Origin of the sequence: Aporhodopirellula sallentina SM41 (assembly GCF_000346505.1) — a bacterium.
Classification (GTDB): domain Bacteria; phylum Planctomycetota; class Planctomycetia; order Pirellulales; family Pirellulaceae; genus Rhodopirellula; species Rhodopirellula sallentina.
In genome coordinates this window covers 1-22,036 of record NZ_ANOH01000315.1, presented here as the reverse complement: position 1 = coordinate 22,036, position 22,036 = coordinate 1, and the positions used below count along the sequence as shown (strand labels likewise).

At 57.9% G+C, this 22,036-nt stretch carries 15 protein-coding genes; 13 read left to right on the top strand and 2 right to left on the bottom strand.

Annotation, left to right across the window (positions count from 1 at the left end; translation table 11 throughout):
- Nucleotides 1–133 precede the first annotated feature (133 nt).
- From RSSM_RS20835 to RSSM_RS20785, 12 genes are all read left to right on the top strand, one after another.
- Nucleotides 134–2,563 (top strand): molybdopterin-dependent oxidoreductase, encoded by a 2,430-nt coding sequence (locus RSSM_RS20835; protein ID WP_008683545.1) that lies wholly within the window; start codon nucleotides 134–136, stop codon nucleotides 2,561–2,563.
- A gap of 109 nt (nucleotides 2,564–2,672) precedes the next feature.
- Nucleotides 2,673–3,482, top strand: coding sequence for a diheme cytochrome c precursor (locus RSSM_RS20830; protein ID WP_008683542.1), 810 nt, complete (start codon nucleotides 2,673–2,675; stop codon nucleotides 3,480–3,482).
- Nucleotides 3,483–3,708: 226 nt separating this feature from the next.
- Entirely contained in the window at nucleotides 3,709–4,341 is a 633-nt protein-coding gene (locus RSSM_RS20825; RefSeq protein WP_236621280.1) for a 4Fe-4S dicluster domain-containing protein, read from the top strand.
- 166 nt (nucleotides 4,342–4,507) lie between these two features.
- The gene (locus RSSM_RS20820) at nucleotides 4,508–4,798 is read left to right on the top strand and encodes a hypothetical protein (protein WP_008683538.1); all 291 of its coding nucleotides are present in this window, start codon (nucleotides 4,508–4,510) and stop codon (nucleotides 4,796–4,798) included.
- Nucleotides 4,799–4,977: 179 nt separating this feature from the next.
- Entirely contained in the window at nucleotides 4,978–5,679 is a 702-nt protein-coding gene (ric, locus tag RSSM_RS20815) for an iron-sulfur cluster repair di-iron protein (protein WP_008683536.1), read from the top strand.
- Nucleotides 5,680–5,692: 13 nt separating this feature from the next.
- Complete coding sequence (locus RSSM_RS20810) at nucleotides 5,693–6,088, top strand: putative zinc-binding protein (RefSeq protein WP_052336087.1); 396 nt, start codon at nucleotides 5,693–5,695, stop codon at nucleotides 6,086–6,088.
- 367 nt (nucleotides 6,089–6,455) lie between these two features.
- Nucleotides 6,456–7,988 (top strand): circularly permuted type 2 ATP-grasp protein, encoded by a 1,533-nt coding sequence (locus RSSM_RS20805; RefSeq protein ID WP_449314186.1) that lies wholly within the window; start codon nucleotides 6,456–6,458, stop codon nucleotides 7,986–7,988.
- A 112-nt stretch (nucleotides 7,989–8,100) separates the two neighbouring features.
- On the top strand, nucleotides 8,101–9,051 hold the full coding sequence (locus RSSM_RS20800) for an alpha-E domain-containing protein (protein ID WP_008683530.1): 951 nt from the start codon (nucleotides 8,101–8,103) through the stop codon (nucleotides 9,049–9,051).
- Nucleotides 9,052–9,103: 52 nt separating this feature from the next.
- Nucleotides 9,104–12,523, top strand: coding sequence for a transglutaminase family protein (locus RSSM_RS20795; protein ID WP_008683529.1), 3,420 nt, complete (start codon nucleotides 9,104–9,106; stop codon nucleotides 12,521–12,523).
- Between the two features lie 111 nt (nucleotides 12,524–12,634).
- The gene (locus tag RSSM_RS34865; RefSeq protein ID WP_008683526.1) at nucleotides 12,635–14,002 is read left to right on the top strand and encodes a circularly permuted type 2 ATP-grasp protein; all 1,368 of its coding nucleotides are present in this window, start codon (nucleotides 12,635–12,637) and stop codon (nucleotides 14,000–14,002) included.
- Nucleotides 13,932–15,470, top strand: coding sequence for a circularly permuted type 2 ATP-grasp protein (locus tag RSSM_RS34860; protein WP_261340261.1), 1,539 nt, complete (start codon nucleotides 13,932–13,934; stop codon nucleotides 15,468–15,470). Before RSSM_RS34865 ends, RSSM_RS34860 begins: the two co-directional genes overlap by 71 nt.
- A gap of 90 nt (nucleotides 15,471–15,560) precedes the next feature.
- Nucleotides 15,561–16,451 carry a transglutaminase family protein gene (locus tag RSSM_RS20785; RefSeq protein ID WP_008683522.1) on the top strand — a complete coding sequence of 297 codons (891 nt, stop codon included), beginning with the start codon at nucleotides 15,561–15,563 and terminating at the stop codon, nucleotides 16,449–16,451.
- Nucleotides 16,452–16,477: 26 nt separating this feature from the next.
- Here RSSM_RS20785 and RSSM_RS20780 read toward each other — a convergent pair whose 3' ends face one another.
- Together RSSM_RS20780 and RSSM_RS20775 are read right to left on the bottom strand one after the other, a co-directional pair.
- Nucleotides 16,478–17,620: a DinB family protein gene (locus RSSM_RS20780; protein ID WP_008683520.1), complete on the bottom strand. Its 1,143-nt coding sequence runs from the start codon at nucleotides 17,618–17,620 to the stop codon at nucleotides 16,478–16,480.
- Nucleotides 17,621–17,802: 182 nt separating this feature from the next.
- Nucleotides 17,803–19,581: a DUF5060 domain-containing protein gene (locus tag RSSM_RS20775; protein ID WP_044303172.1), complete on the bottom strand. Its 1,779-nt coding sequence runs from the start codon at nucleotides 19,579–19,581 to the stop codon at nucleotides 17,803–17,805.
- A 308-nt stretch (nucleotides 19,582–19,889) separates the two neighbouring features.
- Here RSSM_RS20775 and RSSM_RS20770 point away from each other — a divergent pair.
- Nucleotides 19,890–22,036: glycoside hydrolase family 95 protein (locus tag RSSM_RS20770; RefSeq protein WP_044303168.1), on the top strand; the 2,147-nt coding region annotated here is incomplete at its 3' end.

The window sequence follows — 22,036 nt, the reverse complement described above, 5'->3', positions numbered from 1 at the left end:
AACGAGGCAATCACCACTCATCTTTCAACATTCTCTCTGCATGAAGACGCGAGATGAATCGTGAGTGTCGCGTTGGTCCGTCGCCGTTTCTTAACAATCCCTATCGAATCTTTTCAACAAACCGAGCCGACAAATGAAGATGATGAATTCAGATCGACGGGAAATTCTGAAGTCAGCCGCGATGGCCGCGGCCGGTTCGTTGGTAACCGGCGGATCGCTACCGGTTGTGCAGGCCGATCCGGGCGTCGCTGACTTGCCCGACGGAGAAGGTTTGACTTGGAACAAAGCTCCCTGTCGGTTTTGCGGAACCGGATGCCACGTTCAAGTCGGCGTGGAAGACGGACGTGTCGTTGCGGTCGCAGGTGACAAAGCGGCGGACGTGAACAAGGGACTGTTGTGTGTCAAAGGGTATCACGTCGGCGGCATTTTATACGGCGAAGATCGCTTGACGGAGCCATTGCTTCGCCAAGATGACGGAACTCTGAAAGCGATCTCCTGGGACGAAGCTCTCGACATCATCGCCAAGCGTATCTTTGATTCGCCACAAACGTTTGCGTTCTACGGCAGCGGCCAATGGACCATTCCAGAAGGTTTCGCGGCCCAAAAATTCATGAAAGGCGGCCTCAGCAACAACCACATCGACCCCAACGCTCGACTTTGCATGGCATCCGCCGTGACGGGCTTCTTAGGAACCTATGGGGTCGACGAACCAGCAGGTTGTTATCAAGACCTCGATGAATGCGACGTGTTGATCACCTGGGGTAACAACCCGGCGGAGATGCACCCCGTTCTCTTCTCTCGTGTAACTGATCGGCGATCACGTGGCGAAAAGGTGCGCATCATTGACATCGGAACCCGCCGAACACGAACGACGGACGCCGCCAACGAATACTTGAACATGAAGCCGCACGGTGACGTCGCAATCGCCCTCGGCATCATGCACCTGCTGATCGAAAACAACACCTACGACACGTCGTTTGTAAAAGACCACTGCAACTTCCGGGCTCACCCCGAATCAGGCAAAACGCTGATGGGTGAAGCCATCAGCGAAGACGAGTTTCGCAAACGGATTGCCGAATACACTCCCGAACGAGTTTCCGAACTGTCCGGTTTGTCGGTCGAACAAATCCGCATGCTCGGTGACCTGTTCGGCGACAGGAACATCCGGATCACCAGCCTTTGGTGCATGGGTATGAACCAACACACAATGGGCACAGCGATCAACACGCTCGTTCACGGTGTGCATTTGCTGTCGGGACACTTCGGCAAACCCGGCGATTCCCCAACCAGTTTGACCGGGCAACCCTCGGCGTGCGGAACGGTTCGCGAAGTCGGAACACTGTCACACGCGTTGCCCGGCGGACGCGTCGTCGCCAACCCGGAACACCGTCAACAATGCGAAGAGTTCTGGAACGTTCCCGAAGGACGGATCAACGGAACGCCCGGCTATCACACGGTCAAGATGTTTGACCAATTCACGATGCCGACCGACGAAGGCGGCGACATCACGACAATGTTCGTGCAAGTCACCAATCCGGGACAAACGCTGCCGAATCTAAACAAACTGTTCAACGACAAGGAACAACTCGCGGATAAGTTCTTGATCGTCAGCGACGTTTACCCAACCCCCACCACCGCATTGGCCAACTTGATTTTGCCGGCCGCGATGTGGGTCGAAAAGAATGGAATGTTTGGCAACAGCGAACGTCGCACTCAGCAGTGGTTCAAAATGGTCGATCCGCCCGGCGATGCACGCGACGACTGTTGGATGACGATCGCCATCGCCCGCAAACTGTTTGAGATGGGGCACGAAGGCATGCAGGACAAGGACGGCGAATTCATCTTTGCGGTGAAGGACGAATCCGGCGAAGAAATCCCGATCTGGGAATTCGAACACTACTACGACACGAACGTCGATAAACATCTGTTCGAGGAGTATCGCCAGTTCACAACCATGAAGCACAAGAACCTGGCCCCATACGAGGAGTACGTCAAAGCCCGCGGGCTACGATGGCCGGTCGTCGAACAACAAGACGGATCATGGCGGGAAACCCGCTTCCGATTCTCCGGATTCGACGATCCGTTTGTCGCCGAGGGAGAAGAATTCGACTTCTATCATTCGTCCACGAAAGACGGCAAAGCTCAGATTTGGTTCCACGATTACGAACCACCACCGGAGATGCCTGACGAAGACTATCCATTGTGGCTGTGCACCGGACGCGTGCTGGAACACTGGCACACCGGAAGCATGACTCGCCGCGTGACGCAGTTGAGCCGAGCAATGCCGACGGGTTATGTCGAAATGAATAAAGAGGATGCCAAGGACGCTAATATTCGACAGGGCGAAACGGTAGTCGTCGAATCACGCCGCGGTTCCTGCCAGTTGCCAGTATGGATCGACGGTCGAGGCCGACCACCACGCGGAACGATCTTTGTTCCGTTCTTTGACGAAACGAAGATGATCAACAACGTGACACTCGAGGCATACTGCCCGATCTCCAAACAACCCGACTACAAGAAATGCGCTGCTCGGGTTCGGAAAATGACGGAGGCGGATTCGTGATCCACTCATCCCGTTCAAACCGCGTGCCCGTCCCGAATGCGATCGTCACGGACTCGAAACTCCTTTACCTGACGGTCGCTGAGCGAATCGTCAACGGAGGATTCCCGTCATGTTAAAACGCCTCGCCCCGATCTTTTTCGCCTGTGTGATTGCGATCGCGTTTATCGGTTACGCCATCGGCATCAGCGATGGTGTGCCCCAACCCGATGGAATGGACGAAACCGCACTGATCACGCAGTACGACCAAGACGAAGTTAAAGCCGATCCGAAATTGATCCCAGCGGTTTCTTATGCCGAGGTATCCCAGACCGCGATGGGCCCGACGGCGACATGGAGTGCTCAGGGACAAACGCTGCCGCAACCCGAGTACGATCTCTACACCAAGATCGAACCGAGCGAAGCCGAAAAGGAAGCGTCCAGTAAACAGCGAGGGTCCCGCCGGGCGTTCAACGGTGCGCCGCCGGTCATCCCGCACCCGGTCGAGAACACAACCGACGCGGCTTGCTACGCCTGCCATGGGAATGGCGTGAAGATGGCGGGATTGAAAGCCAGTGTCATGTCTCATCAATTCCTCGGCAACTGTGTCCAGTGTCACGCACCGATGGCCCCGGCGCCGTTCCAAAACGTCGACGCGACCGTACAGACCAGCTTCGTCGGGTTGCCTGCACCGAAGCAAGGCAAGCGAGCCTACCCGGGGGCACCACCAACGATCCCGCACTCTCGGTGGATGCGAGAAAACTGCAACGCGTGCCACGGAGGCCCCAACGGTTGGGCCGGTATGGAATCAACACACCCATGGCGAACCAACTGCACGCAGTGCCACGCACCCTCGGCAACGCTGGACCAAATGCCCGACGCCCAGAAGTTCAGCCCAGAGAGCGTTCCAATGCTGCCTCCTCTGAACGTCGTGTCGAATTGATGTGGTGCCGGGTTTGACGCGACGCCGACAACAGCACCCCCGTGTGGATGATAAGGAAACGAGCGAGAACGCAGGCGCGAACCGGATCGCGAGCTACCGGACGGCGTTCAAGAAACAGTTCGCGGCGGCCATTCGTTTTCCCCTTCGTGCATGCAGATTTCTATTCCGAACTCGGCCAACCAATCGCAGCCGACGCGATTTGATCCAAGGTCGGCTCTGGAGACTGATGCCACAGTCGCGGTTTCCGCCCCTGGTCACACGACTGCCCAAACCTGAAGACCGCCCGAACACGCAGGAAGCACCACGCAGCATCAACGGGATCAACATTGCACCGGTTCCGCCAACGGACCTTGGCACCAAGCGAGCCGCCCAAACGCTCCCACTGCATCGCCCGCCTGGAGCCATCGATGAGTTTCAGTTCCTATCCGGCTGCACACGATGTGGCGACTGCATCACCGCCTGTCCCCATGATGCGATCGTCAAAGCTCCCGATCGATTGGGCGATGTTGCCGGAACGCCGATCATCGAGGCTGATCACTCCGCATGCATGATGTGCGAAGACTTCCCGTGCATTGCATCCTGCGAACCCGGAGTTCTGATCGATTCGATCTCGCCAATCATGGGAACGGCTCGGATCACCGAACACTTGTGCCTGGCTCATCATTCCACACTTTGCACCGTTTGCAGCGAACGGTGTCCTGTCGAAGGGGCCATCGTCGTCACGCAAGGAAAGCCAACAGTCAACGAAAACGATTGCACCGGATGTGGTGTCTGCCGATACGTTTGCCCGGCACCGGAAAACGCGATCCTGCTAATGCCCGCCTTCGCCCGACCGGGACTCGCTCAACGACACGATTGACACAGACAAGAACCAAGAGGCTCTTGCGCGGACGCCTCAAAGCCAGCACCGCTTTTCGTCACGCGTGTCAACCGCGACGAACGCCGCCCCGCCGATGCGGCCTCGAACAGTTTCTCATCTCCCACTTTCTTCAACTCGGAATCACACCTTGCCGCACGAGCCTTCGATGAACGACGACCTTCCCGAGATCCTGCAGGCCGAATGGGCGAAGGACCAAGTCATGCAGCTATTCGCAGATTTATCCGAGGGCGCCGACGTTCAACACGTGCAATTGAAATCGAGCAAAACCGATGCGACGGTTTCGCTCGCCGATGCCGCCAGATCGTTTGCAGAAAACGATGCTCAGGCAATCCAGGTGCGATACCTGTTCGAAGGCGAAATGTGGTGCGACACGATCATGCCGGGCGACCCAACGACCAAAATCATTCGCAACCGACTCCCCACGCTCGACAGCTAGCCCCGCGGCGCGACCAACGAAGCGACTCGAAATCCAGCCGCCCCAATAATACACCTTGACGTGCATATTTAAAGTTTGCACACTGGAGGCATGGACAGAGCGAGCGTATTTGCCGCCGGCGATCCGTTGCGGCAGCTCTGCTCTGCGTGGCAGTTTCTTTCTCACAATCAAAGCACACCATGCTAACTCTCAACCCGGAACAAACCGTAGGTGACTTGGTCCGCCAGAGCCCGAATCGCGCACGCGTCTTCGAAAGCCTCAAGATTGACTACTGCTGCGGTGGCAAGGTGTCGTTGGACCGAGCGTGCCAGAAACGCGGTATCGATACCGCAGAGGTAATGGAACGAATACACGCCAACGACGCTACGTTGCATAGCGACAGTCACGTTGATGTCGACTCGATGACGTTGACCGAACTCGCCGACCACATCGAAACCACGCACCACGCCTACCTGCGTGAAGAATTGCCGAGGCTCGATGCCATGACCGAGAAGGTCTCGCGGGTCCACGGCGACAAAGACGCACGACTGCACCAGATGCGTGAGGCCTTCGTCGCTCTGAAGTCCGAACTCGAACCTCACATGATGAAGGAAGAACAGATCCTGTTTCCGATCGTGCGGCAGCTCGAGTCCTCCTCCGATCAACCCGAGTTCTTCTGCGGCAGCGTGGCGAATCCGATTCGGCAGATGGAGCATGAGCATGATCAGGCGGGAAACGCCCTCGCGGTTCTGAACGAATCCACCGACGGCTACGCTCCACCGGAGTGGGCGTGCAACACCTATCGCGCCATGTTGGATTCACTGGCACGACTGGAAGCCGACATGCATCAACACATCCACAAAGAAAACAACGTTTTGTTCGTCAAAGCCCTCGCACTTTAACAAGGAATAACCAATGTCAACGAAACGGCCTATCTTGTTCGCCTGCTCAGGATGCTCCAACGCGGGGCATCTGGCCGACGAGGTGGCTCGAGAACTCGATCGCCGAGGCATCGCCGAAATGTCATGCTTGGCAGGGATCGGCGCCGCCAAACCGCTGTTCCTAAAAAAGCTGACCGATCGAGAGATTTGGGTGATCGACGGTTGCCCGATTCACTGCAGCCTTGGCGTGTTCGGCCAGGTCCAACGAGAACCCGACGTCCACATTCGCCTGCACGACATCGGGATCAAGAAAAACGCAGCGTTTCCGGACTCAGATCATTTCGCCGCGGTCATGGAGGCGGTTATTGAACAAGTAACCCAACAACAGACCGAAAAACGCCAGGTCACCCAGGCAGACTCGATCGCTTGAAAGAATACAGTAGCCGATATCGCAAGACTTCGACGGGCTGAATTCTGGCCAATTCCGCTACAGAGAGCGGACACGACCTATTCCAAAATCCACGGCGGCTGCGAAACTCGCCAGGAGATTCGGTGGCCCCCGTGAATCATTGAAAACTGGGCGACTTTCACCACGGAATCGATCCCCAATTCCTGGCTGCAACCGAATGGATCGTGGCGACCTGGCTACCAATAGTGGCGAATTGCGGTGACCGTCGCCTCATTGCGCAACAATCCCATTGAATTGGTGTATCGGAAGTCCGTTTGCGATACACTACGGGCTCTCTTCTTCACGTTTTATTTCGACGTTGTCAGGGGCGGACTGACCGACGCGAGAGATGGGTACCTGTATGCAATCTCAGTCGCAGTCACAAACCTCGGACACAACATCCTCGATGACAGATTATCCTCGGTTGGAGAATTACCAATCGGAAGGTTTCTATGACGAAGTCGTCAGTGCCGACAGCGTGGCTCGTCCGGATTCCGTGGCTCTTGTTGACCTGCTGAACCGACTTCCCGCCGGCGAACTGATTCGTCGTCAACGTGCGATCGAACGTTCCCTCTATCAAATGGGAATCACGTTCACCGTCTACAGCGATGAAGAGGGCACTGAGAAAATCATGCCTTTCGACATCATTCCTCGCATCATTTCGGCGACGGTTTGGTCAGACATTGAACTTGGTTTGAAACAGCGTATTCGCGCGCTCAACCTCTTTCTCGATGACGTCTACAACGAACGCCGGATCATCAACGACGGATTGATCCCGGCAAACATCATCGATTCGTGCCCTCAGTACATGTCGCAGTGTAAGGGGCTGAAGCCGCCTGCCGGTGTTTGGTGCCACATCACCGGCACGGACCTGGTTCGCGACAACGCCGGATCGGTGTTTGTTCTCGAAGACAACCTGCGTTGCCCTTCCGGCGTGTCCTACGTGCTGCAGAACCGCGCGGTGATGAAGAAAAACTTCCCCCGCGCGTTCTCCGACTCGAGCGTTCGGCCGGTCAATGATTATCCGGCCCGTCTCTACCAAATGCTCCGGCGGATGGCCCCGCAGGACATGCCCAACCCGACCGTCGTCGTGCTGACCCCGGGTGTGTACAACAGTGCGTATTACGAGCACTCGTTCCTCGCACATCAAATGGGCGTCGAATTGGTCGAAGGTCGCGACCTGCTGATTGAGAACGATCACGTTTACATGCGAACGACCGACGGGCGTCAGCAGGTTGACGTGATTTATCGCCGCGTCGACGACACCTTCCTCGACCCGGAGGTGTTCAACAAAGAATCCGTACTCGGCGTTCCTGGCCTGATGCGTGCGTATCGAGCCGGCAACGTTGCTCTGGCAAATGCCCCGGGAACCGGTGTTGCCGATGATAAAGTGGTCTACGCGTTTGTCCCCGAAATGATCCGGTACTACCTCGGCGAAGAACCGATCCTGAACAACGTGCCGACGTACTTATGTCAACGCGACGAAGACCGCGATTATGTGCTCGCGCACCTCGACGAGTTGGTCGTCAAAGCGGCGGGTGAATCGGGCGGGTACGGGATCCTGATCGGACCTCACGCGACCGAGCAACAACGAGCCGAGTTCGCAGAAAAGATCCGCGAGAACCCACGCAACTACGTTGCCCAACCAACCCTGCAACTTTCCCGTGTCCCGACCATGACCGGCGAAACGCTCGAGGGCCGTCACGTTGACCTTCGCCCTTACATTCTTTGCGAAGGACCGGACGATGTCTGGGTGTTGCCCGGCGGACTCACACGAGTTGCGTTGAAAAAAGGATCACTGGTAGTCAATTCGTCGCAAGGCGGAGGCAGCAAGGATACTTGGGTCGTGGCCAGCCCCGGCCAGATCGTCGCCCGTCCGTAATTGCGTCACCACTCGGTTTGTCCCGGCGATTTCTCCCCCACAGTCGCCCAACTGTCCGCCAGAATGCGTTCACACCGCACCTTCCATTCTCCTTCTTATATCAGTTCACAACATGCTCTCCCGCGTCGCCGAATCGATCTATTGGATGAGTCGCCAGATCGAGCGTGCCGAAAACCTCGCCCGGTTTCTCGAGGTCACGCTGCACCTGATTCTGGATCAACCTGAAAACCTCGTTGACCCTTGGGAACCGCTCGTCCGCGTCACCGGCGATGAAGAATGGTTCACTGAAAAGTACGGCGTTCCCAACCAAGAGAACGTGGTCAACTTTCTCGCGTTCGACGACGAATACCCCAACTCCATGCTGACGTGTTTGCGTGCCGCACGCGAAAATGCACGTGGAGTTCGCGAAAAACTGTCCTCCGAAGCGTTCGAACAGATCAACGAGTTCTATCTCTTTGTCAACGAGGCTTCGCGCAACGAATCGCTCGACCGGACGAGCAAGTTCTTTGACGAGATTCGCCAACAGACGTTGCTGTGGAGCGGAGTGCTCGAGAGCACGATGGCCCAGGACACCGCGTGGCACTTTGCCAACGTCGGTCGGATGCTCGAACGTGCGGACAAGACATCCCGTATCCTCGATGTGAAGTACTTCAACCTGCTGCCTTCGGTCGAACACGTCGGCACGGCGATCGACGACATGCAGTGGTCGGCGCTGCTTCTCGCGATCAGCGGATTCGAAGCCTACCGGCGCGACCATCACGAGATCGATATTCCCAACGTCGTTGGCTTCTTCCTGTTCAACCGGACGTTCCCACGCAGCGTCCACCGGTGCGTTGCCTCGGCAGGATGGTCGCTCGGCGAAATCGATCAAGCGTCGAGCAATCAGTCCTCGAGCGAATCGAGCACCAAGGTCGACGCCCTCAAACACCGACTCGCGCACACCCAAGTCGAAGAAGTACTCGCCGGCGGGATGCACGAGTTCGTTGACCACCTGCAGAGAGAACTCAACGACATCGGCAACACGCTCGCCGAAGATTACTTCCAAGCTCCCGTTTCAGCGTAAGAAATTCCTACAGACGCCGTTTCATTCCTTTTGATCATACCCCGGTTTTTCTATGACGATTCGCGTCGCGTTGCACCACAAAACCTCCTACGAGTACGACAAGCCCATCATGGTCGGGCCTCAACTCGTTCGATTACGACCGGCCTATCACGGCCGGACACCGATTCAGTCGTATCAATTGACGGTTTCGCCCGATCAACACTTTGTGAATTGGCAACAAGACCCGTTTGCCAACCCGATCGCACGTTTGGTTTTCGAAAAGCCGATCGACCATCTCTGCGTCACCGTCGACCTCGTTGCCGACATGACGGTCATCAACCCGTTCGAGTTCTTCGTCGACGACACCGCGGAAGCCTTCCCGTTTGAGTACGACGAAGACACCAAACGGCAATTGTCGTCTTACTTGGAACCGGGCGAACTGACTCCCGCCTTGGACGCGTGGATCCAATCGCTGCCGCAGTCCAACGACCGCACGATCGACTTCATCGTCGACATCAATCGCGCCGCGCAGCAGAAGATCTACTACAACATCCGGCTCGAACCCGGCGTTCAGTCCCCCGAAGAAACACTGACTCTCTGCAGCGGTTCGTGCCGTGACTCGGCGTGGTTGCTGGTCGAGACGTTCCGTCACATGGGATTGGCCGCACGTTTCGTTTCGGGGTACCTCATCCAACTCGCCGCCGACCAAGAATCACTCGACGGCCCATCGGGACCGACCGAAGACTTCTGTGATCTGCACGCATGGACCGAGGTTTATCTGCCCGGTGCAGGTTGGGTCGGACTCGACCCAACGAGCGGATTGCTCGCCGGCGAGGGGCACATTCCTCTCGCGTGCACGCCGACGTACACCGGCGCGGCTCCGATCACCGGTGGCCACGAACCGTGCGAGGTAACGTTCGAACACGTCATGAAAGTGACGCGAGTTCACGAAGACCCGCGCGTTACCAAACCGTACACCGAATCGACGTGGAAGGAAGTCCTCAAAGCGGGCGACCTGATCGATGAGAAACTCAACGCCGGTGACGTGCGACTGACGATGGGCGGCGAACCGACGTTCGTTTCGATCGACGACATGGACCACCCGCAGTGGAACACCGACGCGGTCGGCGAAGACAAACGCGTGCTCAGCAACGTGCTGCTCAAACGCTTCCGTGAAAAGCTCACCGAGACCGACCAAATCGCCAAGGGCAGCTTGCTGCACTACGGGCAAGGCAAATGGTATCCCGGCGAACAACTGCCCCGATGGGCGCTGACCTGTTTGTGGCGCCGCGACGGCCAACCGATCTGGAACGACGAAAAATGGCTGGCCGACGAAGGTCGCGACTACAAACACACGCACGAAGATGCCCGTCGGTTCATCCGAACGCTTTCGCGCGAACTCAACATCAGTGCGAAGATGACCTTCCCGGTCCACGAAGACATCTTCCATTACCTCTGGAAGGAAGACCGTCTTCCCGTCGACATCGACCCGGCCGACCCGCGTCTCAAAGACCCCAATGAGCGGGCGATGTTGATGCGGACGTTCGGCAACGGCCTCGGCACGCCGGTCGGGTACGTTCTGCCGCTGCGTCGCGCTTGGTGGCAAGCTCACCCTGGTTGGATGGGCGGTCGTTGGCCGGTCCGCAGCGAGAAAATCTACCTGATCCCTGGTGAATCACCGATCGGACTGCGACTCCCGCTCGAAACGCTCCCACCGGACTCCTTCAGCACGGCGCCGTTCTACACCACACCGCTCGACCCCACGATCAGCCACAATCCACTGCCGCCGCCTTACCGCGGCCCCGGTGCAAGCGGTGGTACACCGCGTGGAATGGAAAGCTATGTCGCCGCACGCCAGGGCGGGACCACCGGCGGTGGTGGCGGACGCATCGGCGGTCCCGCTGAATCAACGGCTTTGGCGGTCAACGAACAAACGCTCGATGACGTCGATGAAGATGATTTGCCGACCCACAACGACATCGTGCATACCGCACTTTGTGTCGAAGCAAGGTTCGGACGCCTGCACGTCTTCCTGCCTCCGGCGCAGCGACTCGAAGATTACCTCGACCTTGTTTCGGCAGTGGAAGAGACCTGTGCGTTGACCGACCTACCGGTTGTCGTCGAAGGTTACCTGCCGCCACCGGACGACCGGATTGATTACTTCAAAGTCACCCCTGACCCGGGCGTGATCGAAGTCAACACGCAACCGTCGTCGACTTGGCGATCGTTGGTCACGCTGACCGAGACGCTTTACGAAGAAGCACGTTTGTCGCGTCTCGGCACTGAGAAGTTTGACCTCGACGGGCATCACACCGGCACCGGCGGCGGAAACCATGTCGTCATGGGCGGTGCCAAACCGACCGACAGCCCGTTTCTGCGGCGGCCTCATTTGCTCGGCAGTTTGATCCGTTTCTGGCACAACCATCCGGCGCTATCCTACCTGTTCAGCGGCAAGTTCATCGGCCCGACCAGCCAAGCACCGCGGATGGACGAAGCCCGCAGCGATTCCGTCTACGAGATGGAAATCGCCCTGGCACAGTTACCTCCGTTCGGTGCCGACGTCCAACCGTGGATCGTCGACCGGTTGTTCCGCGATTTGCTCGTTGACACCACCGGCAACACACACCGCGCCGAAATCTGCATCGACAAGATGTATTCCCCCGACAGCTCGACGGGGCGTTTAGGGCTGGTCGAACTGCGTGGGTTCGAGATGCCGCCGCACGCGCAAATGAGCCTTTCGCAACAACTGCTGATTCGCGCCATCGTGGCTGCGTTTTGGGATAGCCCGTATCAAGAACCGCTCGTCCCGTGGGGACCGATGTTGTATGACCGCTATCTGCTGCCGCATTTCGTCTGGGACGATCTGAACAAACTCACCGGCGAACTACAACGATTAGGCTCCCCGGTGAAGGCCGACTGGTTCGCGCCTCACCACGAGTTCCGCTTCCCACTGATGGGTGAATTGGTCGTTGATGGAGTCCGCATGGAACTCCGCAGCGCGATCGAGCCTTGGTACGTGATGGGCGAGGAACCCGGCTCGGGCGGAACAGCGCGGTTCGTGGACTCGTCGCTCGAACGATTGCAGATCCTGGTCGAGGGGATGGATCCGAATCAATACGCGGTGACGTGTTTCGGCCACCGTGTGCCCCTGCACAAAACCGGCGTGACCGGGCAGGGCGTGGCCGGCGTGAAGTATCGTGCGTGGCAACCACCACGGTGCCTGCATCCCACCATCGGGATTCACACGCCACTGCAATTCGACCTGGTCGATTTAAAGGCTCGCCGCAGCGTCGGGGGGTGCACGTACCACGCAGTACACCCAGGTGGGGTATCGAGCGAGAACTTCCCGATCAACGCGAAAGAGGCTGAATCGCGGCGTGCGGCGAGATTCGATGCGTTCACGATGACGGGTGGAGAAATAGTAGTCCCTAATTTGCCACCCGTGGTCGGATCGGAACCGTACCCGGTTACCATGGATTTGCGTCGGCTCTAAAATGAGCATTCGTGAATCGGCGTGCTCAAGGCGGGTAGTCGATCGGAGGGAAGGTTAGCGCGACATGCGATCTCGTTCCCTATCGGCATTCAAACCGGAGCCCAGACCACATTGTCGACCAGCATCGCAGCCCCATTGTCGCTCGCCAGTTATGAAAAGCAGGCGGGCCGTTTCGACGAATCACGCGATGAAAACGGCGCCATTCGTCCACACTGGTCGACCGTGGAAAGCACGCTCAACCGAATCGGCCCGTCCGGACTGGACGAGCGTTCGCAACAGATCGAACAGCTCATCCGCGAAAACGGGCTGACGTTCCAGGTCGACGCCAATCAAAAACCGTCCGACGGCAACCAAGACTTCAACGCCCCCGCGAGTGTCGTCAATCCGCTGACAACGGGACCGCAAAGCATCGCGGCGGGCGGCACCGCGGCACTCCCCAGCGGTGTGCTCGGCAGCGGGCCATTGGGTACCGGTCCGCTCGAACAAGCTGGCAATCAAAGAGGCGACGGGGCCAGGGCGACACCCCCCGTCGACCCGTCACGTCCCTGGCAGTTAGCGGCGCTGCCGGTCGCATTCCAAGAAAAGGACTGGGTCGGACTCGCGGACGGACTCGCCCAACGCGTTCGCGTCCTCGAAGCGGTGCTCGACGACCTTCTCGGCCCGCAGCACTTGGTCACCGACCGTGTCATTCCCCCGGAACTCGTTTGGGGCAACCCACGTTTCTACCGCGTCTATCACCGGCTCGGACGTTCGGCAAAGTCAAGCGAGAACGAAGCCGCCACGATGGCAAAGGAAGGCATGTCCCGCCGCCTGCATGTCACCGCGTTCGATGTCGTTCGCGGCGATAGTGGGCGTTGGTGGGTCACAGGCGACCGCACACGCGCCCCGAGCGGACTCGGTTACCTGTTGGAAAACCGAATCGTCCTCAGCCGTGCGTTGCCGCACTTGCATCGACGTGCCAACGTTCGTCGGTTGGCCCCTTTCTTTGAATCGCTCCGGGGACACTTCCGCTCACTCGCACCTCGAGCACGTGACAACCCGCGCGTCGCGTTGCTGACTCCTGGTCCGGGCAGCTACCGCGAATTCGAGGACGCGTACCTCGCGCGGTATCTCGGTTACACGCTCGTCCAGGGCCGCGACCTCGCCGTTCGTGGCGAACGATTGAACCTGAAAACACTCGGCGGGCTGTTGCCGATCGAAGTTCTTTGGCGTCATGTTTCGGACCGCAAGTGTGATCCACTCGAACTCGATCCGCTTTCGATGGAAGGCTGCACGGGTTTGTTGCAAACCATCCGTGGCGGTCATGTGTCGGTCGTCAACGCGATCGGTGCCGCCATCGCGGAGATGCCCGCACTGCCTCCCGTTCTTGGCCGCGTCGGCGAGAAAGCTGCTCGGCGAGGAGATGCTCTTGCCGAGCGTCGCAACCTATTGGTGCGGCGACGAAGGCCCGTGCCAGTTCGTTTTGGAAAACCTCGATAAACTGATCATCCGCAGCGCCTATTCGGTCAACGACGCCAAACCGTCCGTTCCGGAGTACATGACATCGGAAGAGAAGGCCGAGTTGGTTCAAAAGATCAAAGCCAACCCGCATCGCTACGTCGGACAAGAACGTCTTTCGCACAGCCTGACGCCGGCATGGGTGGATGGAAAGCTCAAACCATGGCACCTCACGCTGCGATCGTTCCAGTTGCAAACGGCGGACGGCATCGAGGTTCTGCCCGGTGGTTTGGCTCGCGTGAGTCCGAAACCGGATTTGCTCGGCCGCTCCCCGACGAGCGGACAAATGACGCAAGATTGCTGGATCGTCAGCGATGAGCCGATCGACCACGAAGCAACGTTGTTGTCACCCGAATCCGAAACAATCCGCCTTCGCCGCAGCGGAGCAGAACTGCCCAGCCGGGTTGCCGAACATCTTTTCTGGCTCGGACGATACACCGAGCGGTGCGAATCGATCGCACGATTGCTGCGGACGACGCTAACGCGTTTGGCCGGTGAAGATGAGTACGATGAACTGTCCGAGATGCCGCATCTCGTCAAAGCCCTCGCCGCGATGGGTCAACTCGAACCCGACTATGCGATCGAGGGACTCGGCCGTGCAATGCCGCAGCTCGACCTGATGTTGCCAGCGAGCGTATTCGATTGCGGCACCTCGCGAGGGCTCCAATCCGCCGCGGTCGGTGCCCTGCGAAACGCATCGGCGGTTCGCGACCGGATCTCGCTGGACGCGTATCGGATTCTGCGTAGCCTTCACAACGAGATCGTCGTGCAAAGTCGGCCTCGCGGTGCCAACGTGATCGCAGCGATTGAACGACTCAATCACTGCGTGACGCTGCTGCTCGCGTTCAGTGGGCTGTCGGCGGAGAGTTTGACCCGCACTCATGGTTGGCGTTTCGTTTTGCTCGGACGCCGCATCGAACGGGCTCACCAAACCGCCGAACTGCTCAACGCCACGATGACGGTGCCGTTGGCAAACGAAAGCAACCTTTGCGAAGCGATTTTGGATGCGACGGACAGTTTGATGACGTATCGATCGCGCTATCTGTCACTCGTCCAACCGGCACCCACCATCGACCTGTTGGTCACCGACGAATCGAACCCTCGTTCACTGAGGTTCCAATTGCAGGACATCGAACAGGTACTCCTGGAACTCCCCACATCGGCGTCGCAAGTCGGGTTGGGTGCGGATGAACGGATCGCCGCGGACCTGATGCGCCGATTGCTCGTGGCCGACATCGTCAAACTCACCCAGTGCGGGGCAAACCAGGAGCGTGGTGCTCTCGCCGAATTGCTCGAACAGGTGTGCATCGGAATGCCGAGGCTCGCCAACGCACTGGAAGCCCGATACTTGATTCACACATCGGTCTCCCAGTCGCTCACTGGCGAACCATCAAAAACACTCCCGCCACTCGCACTCCTACCGCCCGGCCCCGCCGACAAACCGACGTAGAAAACAACGAGCCGACATCCTCACAACCTCCACCGTGATCCGAGCCCACCTTTTCCCCACGCTCTCATCTGTTTCCCACGCTGTCGCCTGATGACTCAAACCGCGAACTACCGAATCATCCACGAGACGGCGTACCGTTACAGCGAACCGGTGGCGTTGTGCCAGAACCAACTTCGGATGCGGCCGCGCAATCAAGCGAAACTGAAATGCCATTCGTGCGAAGTGGAGATCGATCCTGCACCGGCATCGATCCTCCGGCACCCGGACTACTACGGCAACATGGTCGACTCGTTTTCGATCGAATCGTTGCACCAGTCATTGCTCGTCCGAGTGACCAGTCGAGTGACCGTTTCGGCCCCCGATGCCGAAAACCTCGCCTCCGCACCGGCCTGGACCGAACTCGCGTCGATGGTCCGTCGAGGTGACAAACCTGTCGACTGGGACGCGCGCGAGTTCGTCTTTGAATCGCCGCGTATCGAACTCAGCCCGAAGTTCGCCGACTACGCCCGCGAAATCATGCAGCCTCACACGAGTATTGTCGATGCGGTCGACGCGTTAACCAAACACATTCATAACGACTTCCGTTACGACACGCAGGCCACCGATGTCAACACAACCACCGAGGACGCGTTCCTGATGAAAGCGGGCGTTTGCCAAGACTTCGCGCACGTCCAAATCGCGTGCCTGCGAAGTCTCGGATTGCCCACCCGATACATCAGCGGATACCTGCGAACCTATCCACCCGAAGGTGAACCTCGGCTCGTCGGTAGTGACGAATCCCACGCGTGGATCAGCGTGTACGCAGGATCCGAGGTCGGTTGGGTTGATTTTGACCCCACCAACGCCGTCCGCGCCGGCACCGACCATATCCCAATGTGCCTCGGAAGAGACTACGACGATATCAGCCCGATGCGTGGAATCGTCATGGGCGGAGGACAACCGGAGTTGAAGGTCAGTGTCGACGTGCTACCGCTCGACTGACATCACACCCGTCTCGACACCTGCGGTTATTCCGATTCGCCACTCGCCTCAGGCCATCCGGGTAACGCAAACTTCTTCTGCGTGTTCGCGGTATGCTCGCCGTAGTGCTTTTGCATTTGAACCAACAATGCCCGCAGCGATGGCCATCGGCTTCCCGGTGCCTTTTCATTGAGTTCGATGCCGTCGAGTAGGTAGGCAAACCGGCGGCAGAAGTCACTAGCCCGCTGCATCTGACGAGCCTCTTCGACACCGTCCCAATCTGGATGCGCGAACTCGTAGTCCTTTGGCATTTGTTTTGGATTGAGATCCATCACGGTCACGGCAGGATCGATCGCGTGATAGATCTGAGAGAAGAACAGCAACTGTCGTCCCATCATGTGCTCGGCATTCCACCGAGGCGTGTGGGTTCCGTTGGCCGGTTGGAAGTTCAACTGCGAGACCGACAGTTCGGCAAAGACCTCTTGCGACTTCCGGCACGCTTTTTCCATCGCATCAAACATCGCCGCGAGATCTTCCGGCATCTCCCACGGTGTTTGACTGAGGAGAACCGTTTCGGTTTCTTCTGGACCACGCTCCGATGCCGATACGGCAAACGTGTTGCCCGTTCGGCCTTTGCCTGTCACTTGGTCGGGATTCACGGCCAAGGGCAGTCCCCAACGTGGATTGACCGTGTCGACGACACTGACGACCGATTCATGGGCCATTTGTCCAGGCCCAACATCGCAGAGCACCAAAGCGTCCACGTCAACGAAGTCGCCCGCCGAATCGCCCACCTTGTTCTGCGACAAATCCCCGGTCGCAACGACAACACCGACGCCATCAACGTCGATGCGAGTCATCGTTGGCCCCATCGAGCGAACCGTCATCGCGTTGGCGTCCGTCATCGAATCCGACGTAGACCGCCCCCAAGTTGTCTTGGGTTGATTCGGTAGTCGCGACAACACGTGTCCCCACTCTGCCTGTTCCACGACGATGACCTGATCGACGTCGTCGGGGACAGACACTTTATCATCCGCACGGGGAACAATCGCGAGCGACAATCCCCATTGGTTTTCAATCGAGACCACACCGTTGGGCCACGATCGCACGGCAACCGGTTCGCCCTCGGCGGCGAACAATCCGGTCGTAAACACGCTCACAAAGAGTGAACAGAGAAACATCGATTTCATGGCAGTGATCGTCTAGCGTGACAGGGAATCGAACCTCAACCGGAGAGGCGCGTTTTCACGTGAGCTTACCGGGACGGCAACTCGGTCGAAACCACGTCACCGAGCAATCGTCCCTTTGCACCAGCCTTCGCCCCTGCCTGTGCCTCTGCCGCGCCCCCAACGCCGGTCAGTCCCTGCGCCGGTCAGTCCATGCGCCGAATGACTGCTAGCCAGTCTTGATCAGCGTGGCGCGGCGGCTGGCCGAGTTCCCGTTTGGCTCCACCGAGAATTGTGTTGGCGGCGCCGGTATCGAGGGAACCACCCGTGCGAGGATTAAACCACCGCACTTTGAATCGACCTTCCACGTCGGTCAGATCGAGTTTCGCCTCGCCTCCCTTCTTCAGATACACGAGGTACGTGTCACCGGCTTTTTGCAAACCATACGCATTCGGATTTTCAACCTTGTCGTTGCAATTGGACATGTCCCAAAACGGAATCAATTCGCTTTGAAAGAATTCCAATGCGTGCCGACACTGAACCCACATTTTCTCTCGCACGCGATAGTCCTGACAGGTCAGGTCGCTGTGCGGATGGTTGTATCCGAAATACCACTCCACGCCTGCTCCACCGGCCATGATGTTTCCCCACAATGCGTTCATTCGAGCATTGTTGTGCTCGGGATCTTCCTCGTCAGTGATTAACGAGTGTTTCGCATCACCTGGTTCATCACAGGCGACCACCCATGGTTTTCCAGCCGCCACGGACCGAGTGATGTAGTCGAGCGTTCGCTTGTGAACGTTGCCGAAGTCAGGACGGTTGGTTTGCAAAGAGAACCCAGTCAACGCCGAGGCATCGCCTAACAGGTCATAGTGCGGCTCGCCCATGTTGTGAATCACGATGTTGTGATGATAGGGATCGTGAGTCGCGAAGTAATTGGCCCAGGCAACCTTTTGCTCATGAGACGCGTCGTTGATCTCTTCACCGAGGTTCCAGTTCAAGGCCAAGTTGTGCCCGAATCGGGCAATCAGTTCGCGGTAGTACAGTTTTCGTTGCGGGCCGAGGTTGCCTCTGTCGAGCAACATCTCGTTCTCGGTTTCCATCGTCTTGAAGTGCAGGTACATGCCGTTGTTGTTTCCGTGCTCCAAGACGATCGCCCACTGATCCAAACGCGAGCAATCCAACCGACTGCGCTCGTCGTAGGTCGTGTACGGGAACACGTTGCGGTCATCGCCCTGAATGTTCATCGTTAAAAACGAGAACGCATTGAGCCCTTGCGACGCGAGATAATTCACCGCGCCGATAATCCCTTTGCCTTTCCCGTCCTGCCATGTCGGATCACCTTGCTTCCAATCTCGCACGTGAGGCTGCCAGGTTTTGACCAAGTTGTCTTTCTGGCCGTCCTTTTTGAAGTCGCCATCGAAATCGGCGTAAGCGAGAAAATTCTCAGGTGCATCCGCGCCGCACTTCAAGAAATACTCCCCGGTGCCGGTGAACCGAAGGTGATGTTTTCCGACGTAGCTGAGTCTGCCTTTGGAACGAAAATCGCGTCCGCCCTTATCTGACGCAGCAACGGTGAACTCACCCGAAACCCCGTCGACACCCACGACGGGCTGACCTGCATCGCGTTGATCCGAAACAGCGACGTTGCTTCCCTTTCGAAACGACACGCTGTACGTCCAACGGCCTTCATGATCAGGAGAGAGATGGGCACGCCAACGGTCGCCCGAACTCGCCGAGGAGTTCGCCGCGTCACCATCGGCGGCGAAATAACCAGGCACGTCATACTTCAGCCCGGACTCAGGGTGCTCAAAGGTGACCTGCATTCGATAGTCAGTGAACGGATTGGGTTTTCCATCTTCCGACGCGTGCGGTCCACGCAGAGTCAGCGTGATTTTGTGCCACTGCTGCATCGTCCCCGACACGACCGCCACCGATTCGCCCGGCGGATTCGCCGCCCGCGCCGAAACGGATGTCGTGCTCAATGACGAAATGATGCCTAGACAAGCAACGATTGCAAAAAACGGTCTCACTGATTTCACCTGCAATTGGGGATGCCAAAACTCGAGAAGATTGTCTCGCTCAAAGCTATTGACCGATTCGCAAAACCGTTCACAAAAAAACACGTCTTTGCATCAAATCAAAATCCTCGAGCATCTTCCGACGCCCCGACATCGCCTGAAAAATTGCGACAGTTCGTCTCCCCGTGGGTACCCGTGAGGGGGTGATCGACTACGATACGGCGACCTTAGATTCTATAGACGAGAAGTTCTGGCTACACAAAGGTACCAAAATGCATCGGGTTTTGCTGATTATCATGACCGCCGCGCTGGTCGGATCGTCCCCCGTTTCCGCCGCCCGACATAGCGTCGACGAGAGCAACAATCCCAAGGCGGACATGGAGTTCACTGAAGACGCCGGCCCGCCTACGCAGCCTCTAACACTGTGGTACCGCAAACCGGCGACACGCTGGGAAACGCAGGCTCTTCCCGTCGGCAACGGCCGCCTCGCCGCAATGGTGTTTGGCGGGGTCAACAACGAACGCATTCAGTTCAACGAGGAAACCGTCTGGGACGGCGTGCCGACCGACTACAACAATCCCAACGCCCTCGAAGCTCTGCCGGAGGTCCGGCGTCTGCTCTTCGAGGGGAAAAACGCAGAGGCAACTCGCATCGCGGGTCGCAACATGATGGGTGACCCAATGAAGGTCAAATCCTATCAAACGCTCGGCGATCTCTTTCTGGATTTCCCCGACGCCGAAACAGTCTCAGGCTATCGACGTGACCTCGACCTCACCACCGCGATCAGCCGAACGCAGTACAGCGTTGATGCGATCGAGTACACACGCGAAGTGTTCGTCAGTGAACCGGCCCAAGCGATCGTTGTCCGTCTGACCGCCAGTCAACCGGGCAGCATCGACTTCACCGCTAGGCTCGCCCGTGAGAACACGACGACTCAGTCGGCGTCAGACAATCGTCTGATCCTGCGTGGCAAACTCGGCGTCGACTACGAAGCCCAACTTCGTCCGATCGTCCACGGCGGCAGCGTCGAATGCGCACGTGGCGAACTGAAGGTTTCAGGCGCCGACGACGTGACGCTGCTGCTCGTCGGTGCGACGAGCTACAACAACGCGACGGACATTTCCGGCGACGCGACCAAACGTTGCGAAGACTTCTTAGCGGCGATCGGAACCCCACCTTACGAAGAACTACGATCCGCGCACGTCGCCGCACACCAAAAACTCTTCAACCGCGTGAAGCTCGACTTGGGCTCCACAGACGCCGTCAACCTGCCCACCGATGAACGACTGCAGGCGATCAAGAAAGGCAAACACGACCCACAGTTCGAAACGCTGTACTTTCAATTCGGTCGTTATCTGTTGATCAGCAGTTCCCGCCCCGGCTACCTGCCTGCCAACCTGCAAGGCAAATGGGCCCAGCACTACGACGCGCCGTGGAACAGCGACTATCACTTCAACATTAACTTCCAAATGAATTACTGGCCCGCGCAGGTCTGTAATTTGTCCGAATGCCACATGCCGTTCTTCGACTATGTCGAGAGCCTCGTGCCGTACGGTGAGAAAACCGCCAAGGTCCATTACGGAGCCGACGGTTGGACGCTGCACCACCTGTCGGATATCTACGGAATGACGGCGCCGGCGGACGGCGTTTGGGGAATTTGGCCAATGGGTGCGGCGTGGGCGAGTCGTGGTTTGATGGAACATTATCGTTTCAACGGCGACAAAGAATTCCTGCGTCAACGTGCTTATCCTCTTATGAAAGGTGCCGCTGAATTCATGCTGGATTTCCTGGTCGAAGCTCCCGCGGGAACTCCGGCCGCCGGCCGACTGGTCACCAACCCATCGCACTCTCCCGAGAACGCGTTCATCAAAGACGACGGTACCGAGTCGGAATTTACCTATGCCGCCACGATGGACCTGCAGATCATTCATGACCTGTTTACGGGCCTGTTGGAAGCCAGCGACGCGATCGACCCAAGCGGAAATTTCGACAAGGAATTCCGCGATCAAATCGAATCCGCCTTGTCGAACCTGCAGCCGCTGCAGATCAGCCCCACGACCGGTCGTTTGCAGGAATGGATCGAAGACTATGGCGAAAAAGACCCTCACCATCGTCACACGTCCCACCTCTTCGGACTGCATCCCGGCAAACAGATCACCAAGAACGCAACACCAGAACTCTACGACGCCGCACGCAAATCACTCGAAGCCCGCGGCGACTTTGGCAAAGGTTGGAGCATGGCGTGGAAGGTCAACTTCTGGGCCCGTTTTCACAACGGCGACCGAGCTCACGAGCTGCTGACGAATCTGTTGCGAAAGATGACGTTGACGAATTTGTTTGACACCCATCCGCCATTCCAAATCGACGGCAACTTCGGCGGAACCGCAGCGATTGCGGAGATGTTGGTGCAGAGTCATGA